At 72.8% G+C, this 5,326-nt stretch carries 6 protein-coding genes and 3 tRNA genes; 3 read left to right on the top strand and 6 right to left on the bottom strand.

The genetic code is table 11. The features are described 5' to 3' along the window. Nucleotides 1-88 precede the first annotated feature (88 nt). Both ACWEN3_RS40600 and ACWEN3_RS40605 read left to right on the top strand, forming a co-directional pair. Nucleotides 89-718 (top strand): hypothetical protein, encoded by a 630-nt coding sequence (locus ACWEN3_RS40600; RefSeq protein WP_452981992.1) that lies wholly within the window; start codon nucleotides 89-91, stop codon nucleotides 716-718. A gap of 241 nt (nucleotides 719-959) precedes the next feature. Continuing rightward, nucleotides 960-1,892 (top strand): ABC transporter permease, encoded by a 933-nt coding sequence (locus tag ACWEN3_RS40605; protein ID WP_452982005.1) that lies wholly within the window; start codon nucleotides 960-962, stop codon nucleotides 1,890-1,892. Here ACWEN3_RS40605 and ACWEN3_RS40610 read toward each other — a convergent pair. From ACWEN3_RS40610 to ACWEN3_RS40635, 6 genes are all read right to left on the bottom strand, one after another. Continuing rightward, a complete protein-coding gene (locus ACWEN3_RS40610) occupies nucleotides 1,889-2,209 on the bottom strand; it encodes a hypothetical protein (RefSeq protein WP_452981995.1) in 321 nt (106 codons plus the stop codon). The genes ACWEN3_RS40605 and ACWEN3_RS40610 overlap by 4 nt on opposite strands. Next, the gene (locus tag ACWEN3_RS40615; RefSeq protein WP_452981997.1) at nucleotides 2,206-2,394 is read right to left on the bottom strand and encodes a DivIVA domain-containing protein; all 189 of its coding nucleotides are present in this window, start codon (nucleotides 2,392-2,394) and stop codon (nucleotides 2,206-2,208) included. Before ACWEN3_RS40615 ends, ACWEN3_RS40610 begins: the two co-directional genes overlap by 4 nt. Nucleotides 2,395-2,586: 192 nt before the next feature. Further along, a tRNA-Phe gene (locus tag ACWEN3_RS40620) sits at nucleotides 2,587-2,663 on the bottom strand. 24 nt (nucleotides 2,664-2,687) lie between these two features. Beyond that, nucleotides 2,688-2,762 (bottom strand) — tRNA-Asp (locus ACWEN3_RS40625). Nucleotides 2,763-2,801: 39 nt separating this feature from the next. Continuing rightward, a tRNA-Glu gene (locus tag ACWEN3_RS40630) sits at nucleotides 2,802-2,874 on the bottom strand. 80 nt (nucleotides 2,875-2,954) lie between these two features. After that, nucleotides 2,955-4,511, bottom strand: coding sequence for a metallophosphoesterase family protein (locus tag ACWEN3_RS40635; protein WP_452981999.1), 1,557 nt, complete (start codon nucleotides 4,509-4,511; stop codon nucleotides 2,955-2,957). Between the two features lie 83 nt (nucleotides 4,512-4,594). Here ACWEN3_RS40635 and ACWEN3_RS40640 point away from each other — a divergent pair, with 83 nt between their 5' ends. After that, nucleotides 4,595-4,945: a metallopeptidase family protein gene (locus ACWEN3_RS40640; protein WP_452982002.1), complete on the top strand. Its 351-nt coding sequence runs from the start codon at nucleotides 4,595-4,597 to the stop codon at nucleotides 4,943-4,945. Nucleotides 4,946-5,326: the final 381 nt, after the last annotated feature.

The raw sequence follows: 5,326 nt of genomic DNA on the forward strand, positions 1-5,326 counted from the left end.
ACCACGCGACGATCACCAGGGCGCTCGGGGTGGGCCTCTTCGTCGCCAACCGGCGGTTCGGGCCGGGGCCGTCGGGGACCGGGAGGCGGTGCCGGAGGTGCTGCGGCTGCTCCGGGGCGCTCCCGACGGTCTCGGGGCGCGCGACGCCCTCGTGGTCCAGGTGATCGAGACCCTGGAGACGCTGGGCGCCGCGGCGCGGGCGACACCCCTGCTGCACAGCCTGCTGCACACCCGGCACGCGGCCGCCGCGGCGGGCGCGCTGTGGTCGGCGGAGGGCGACACCTCCGCCGTACTCCCCTTTCTTTTGCGGGAGTTGACAGCGGGCGACCCGGCCGGCCGCCGCCTCGCCGCCCAGCGGCTGGGCAGGCTGGGCCCGGCCGCGCGCGCCGCCCTGCCCGAGCTGCGCCGGGCCGCGCGGTCGGGACCGCCGCGGGAGCGGGTCTCGGCCGCGTGCGCGTTGTGGCGCATCGACGCGGACCCGGAACCCGTCCTGCCGGTGTTCCGGGCCGCCTGGACGGAGGACCCGCGCACCCGCGGCCCGATCGCCCGCCGCCTCGCCTCCATGGGCGCGGCGGCCGAGCCCTTACGGGACCTGGTAAGCACCGAACTGGCCACCCCCCGCCGCCACACACCCCGCGAAGCGGGCTACGCAAGCGGCGACATCCCGAAGGACGAGGCACTGCTGTGGGCGTGCCGGGAGGTGATGACGGGGACGTAGGACCGGGCACCGACTCGCACAGGACCGTCGCCGGGAGGAGGAGCACCGGTCACACCAACGGGGTGTGCGACGGCGAGCCGAGGGCCGGCCCGCCGACGGCCGCGGCTTGGGCGGGAACCTGTGAGGAACAGCCGGGGCTCGTGGCGGGGGCCGTCAGACCATCCGTCCCCACTGCGGTCCCAGGCGGGCCCATTCCGTGTCCCAGGCGGTCATCCGGCCGCGTTCCAGGCGGCCCCGCAGTATCAGGCCGCCGACGAAGGGCACGGCGGCGGAGCTGATGCCGACCAGGCCGCCGACGAGGACGGCCCGGAAGGTGGCCTCGGAGGCGCTGGTGGGGCGGTTCGTCGCGGGGATGGAGCAGGCTCTGGGCGCCTCGCTGAAGCTGCACCCGTACGGCAGCCGGGCGGATGCGGTGCGCGCCGTGGACGAACAGCGGGTGTTCGCGGTCGTCGAGGCGCCCGCGGGCGGCGGGGCGATCACGCTGGAGGTGTCGGGCGCGTCCGGGGCGACGGTCGCGCAGGTGCTCGCGGAGGCGGCCGTGAAGGTGGGCGGCGCCACCGGCACGCCCGTGGTGGTCCACGACCTCAACCCGCTGCAGAAGGGCGACCCGCGGGGCCTCGCGATCTTCTACATCTCGCTCGCCGCCGTGATCATCGGCTTCGTCGGGGCGATCCAGCTCAGCGTGCACGCGCGGGCGCTGAACCCGCTGGAGCGCATCGGCGTCACCGTCGCCTACGCCGTGCTCGGCGGGTTCACGATCGCCGCGGTCGTGGACTGGTGGCTGGGGGCGGTGAAGCTGCCGTTCGTGGAGTCGTGGCTGATCCTCACCCTGACGATGTTCACCACGGGCATGGTGTTCACGATGTTCAACACCCTGTTCGGGCGGTGGGCCATGCTGCCGACCTGGGGGCTGCTGGTGCTGCTCGGCAACCCCTCCTCCGGCGGCGCCGTCTCCTGGCCGCTGCTGCCGTCCCCGCTCGGGCTCATCGGCCGCTGGCTGCCGCCGGGCGCCTCGGTGAACGCCCAGCACACCGCGGTGTACTTCCGGGGGCACCAGCACGCCTTCCCGTTCCTGGTGCTGGCCGGCTGGGCGGCCGTCTCCTGCGCGGTCTTCCTGGTCCTGCGGGACCGGCACCCGGGCGGCCGCCCGGTGGGCCCCGTCGTCGTGGACTAGGGGGTGCGCTGGGCGGGCGGCGCCGAGGAGGTCGAGGCCTCGGGGGGCCGGTGGGCCGCTCCGCCTCCCTGGGCGAACGACTTCGCGGTGTTGGAGACGGCCTTGATGCCCAGGTAGGCGGTGGTCATGCTGCTCACCGCGGTGAACGCGGCGGTGAGGATGCCGACGATCACCGACTTGTCGCCGCCGAGCCGCCAGACACCGAAGACCGCGACCCCGGCGATCGCGAGATTGCTGACCACGACCGCGAGCAGCCCGTAGCGCGCCCGGTCCTTCTCCAGCTCGACGTCCCCTGCGGCTCCGGCCTGGCTGCTCATCGTCCCCCACCTCGTATCGCTGTCACCCGCGCGTCCACCTGCGCTCGGTCGTACCCGCGCCGGACGATGTCGAAAACGGGCGCCTCGGCCGCCGCGCCGGCGGCCGGGCGGGCCAGAAAGGCGTCCACCTGGGCGCGGTCGTAACCCCGCCGCACGATGTCGAACCCCCGGAAGTCCCCCGCCACGATGCCCCCTGCAGACCGGTACTGGGTGGCCCGATCTTAGGCCGCGCGACCGGACCCCGGACGGGGGTGGGGAATTGGGAGAGCAAGGTTGTGCTGAACAAGCGCGAAGAGGACCCCGCGGAGATGAGGCGGCTCCTGCGCCGTAGGCGCCCCATACGACGAAGGCCCCGTTCACTGAACGGGGCCTTCTGATGGTGGCTGGGGCCGGGGTCGAACCGGCGACCTTCCGCTTTTCAGGCGGACGCTCGTACCAACTGAGCTACCCAGCCACGAGGCTTCGGAAGAAACCTCAGCGGTCCTGACGGGATTTGAACCCGCGGCCTCCACCTTGACAGGGTGGCGAGCACTCCAAACTGCTCCACAGGACCCAGCTGCTTGCGTGCAACAGTGTCGCACACGATTCTGCGTGCCCCCAACGGGATTCGAACCCGTGCTACCGCCTTGAAAGGGCGGCGTCCTAGGCCGCTAGACGATGAGGGCTATCGGCCCGCCTGGGCGCTTCTCAGCGCCTCGGGGACGTGAGAAGCATATGGGATGGCGAGGGGTATCGCCAAAACGGTTTACGGACGGCCGGAGGTCGCCCTTCCGGTGGACGCCGTCGGGGTGGGAGTCGCCCCCGGCCGGTTGTCGTCGGCGAGGTGGCGGCTGACCTCGGCCGTCGTCAGGCCCAGCCCGCCCAGCTTGATCGCGTCCCAGGCCTGCAGCCGGTGGGTGTCCCGGTCGAAGTAGAGCACCGAGGCCTCGATCGGCGCCGGGTACTTGCGCTCCACCGCGCGCAGCCCGCTGCCGCCGGTCGAGCCCTCCATGCGCAGCCGGGTGCCGTAGGGCAGCTTCTCGTCGCCCTCGTGGTGCAGGTGCCCGCACAGCACCAGCGGCACCTCGCCGTCCGTCTCGCGCGCCGCGGACGGCTCGTGGGCGATCGCCACGTCCACGGGCGTGCCGCCCGCCCGCTGGGAGCGCAGCGCGCTGGCCAGCCGGTCGCCCGCCAGCTGCTCGGACGCGTCGCCGCCGGGCACCAACGAGCGGTCGGGGGTGAACTGGGGGTCGCCGATGCCCGCGAAGCGCAGGCCGCCCACCGACTGGGCCTGGCCGTCGTCGAGGACGTGGACGTTCCGCATGTGCTCCAGGTAGCGCTGGGTGGTCCTGGAGTCGTGGTTGCCCCGCACCCAGACGTACGGCGCGCCCAGGTCCGCGATCGGGTCCAGGAACCCGTTCTCCGCCGCGATGCCGTGGTCCATCGTGTCGCCGGAGTCGACGATCACGTTCACCCTGTACTGCTTCACCAGCGAGGCGATGATCTTCCAGCTCGCCGGGTTCAGATGGATGTCCGACACGTGCAGGACCCGGATGGTGGAGGGGTCCGGCTGGTAGGCGGGGAGCGTGGAGGTGACGTCGTACAGCTTCGTCACGTTCGTCACCAGACGCGCCAACTCCTGCTGGTAGACGTTGAATTCGGTGACGATGTTGCGCGCGTTGCCGATCACCGACGGGGCCGAGGACAGCAGCCCGGAGAACTTCGGCTCCAGCACCGACTTGGGGTTCCAGGTGGCGTACGCCGACGCGCCCGAGGCGGCGAGCAGCGCCAGGGCCAGTCCGCCGGCCGCCAGGGCCCGGCGCGGGCGCCGGTAGACGGCGAGGCCGAGGGCGGTGGCGCCGACGACCACGGCGGCACAGGAGCGCAACGCCAGGTCGAGCGTGCCGTGCTCGACGTCGTGGACCACCTCGTCCTGGAGGCCGGAGATCCGCTCGGGGTGGTCGACCAGGGCCTGGGAGCGGAGCGGGTCCAGCTGGTCGACGTTCACGTCCAGGCGGACCGGCGCCACATGGCTGTCCAGGGTGAGCGCGCCCAGCGGGGACACGTTGATCTTCGTGCCGCCGGTGAGGGAGGGACGCAGTGCCATCGTCGTGTTCACCGGGCCGACGGGGGCCCGTACGTTGCCGACGATCAGCAGACCCAGCCAGGCGCCGATGAGCACGACGGTCATGAGTCCGAGCGCGCCGAGCCACGGCCGGGGGCGGGCGGCGAGTTCCAGGTCGGGGAGCGGGCGGGCGGGGCGGAAGCGTTGCGAGGTCCGGATGGGCATGTTCCTCAGGGCTGCGACGGGGACGCGGGCCATTGGTCCCGTATGCCCATGCGCGGGCGGGGCCATGCGACGGTTCGCCACTCTCGTACGGGCGCCTCGTACCGGACAATGACCCTGTGCTGGAGATGACGCGCGAGGAGTTCGAGGAACTGGTGGCCGAGGCGCTCGACCGGATCCCGCCGGAGCTGACGCGGCTCATGGACAACGTGGCGGTGTTCGTGGAGGACGAACCGCCCACCGACGACCCCGAGCTGCTCGGGTTGTACGAGGGGACCCCGCTGACCGACCGGGGCGAGTGGTACGCCGGGGTGCTGCCGGACCGGATCACGGTCTACCGGGGGCCGACGCTCAGGATGTGCACGACGCGCGAGGACGTCGTGGCGGAGACCGAGGTGACGGTGGTGCACGAGATCGCCCACCACTTCGGCATCGACGACTCCCGGCTGCACGCGCTCGGCTACGGCTGAGCGGTCGCGCCGCCCCGTTCGGTCGCGTCCCGTGTGCACTCCGCCCGGCGACGCGGGTGAGGCGACGGCGGTGCGGCCCGGCGGGTGGGGCGGTCCCGGAGTCGCGCGGGCGGCGAGTTGATGCGTACGCGGCGCGTGTCCTCCCGTGGGCGGTGGGAGTTGGTGAGGTTGACTCCATTCCTTGCCCCCGGAGGTGGCCGCCGTGCGCCCCTTGTACGTACCCGTCCGATTGGCCGTCACGGCGCTGGCCGTATCCGTCGCCGCCGGCTGTGTGAACGTGGGCGACGACGAGGGCCCGGCCAAGCCCTCGCGACCGCCGCTTCCAGGGCCGTCGACACGCCTTGCGAGGGAATGACCAGCTGGTGGTGGTCGGTGGCGAAC

The sequence above is a fragment of the Streptomyces sp. NPDC004561 genome (genome assembly GCF_053602155.1).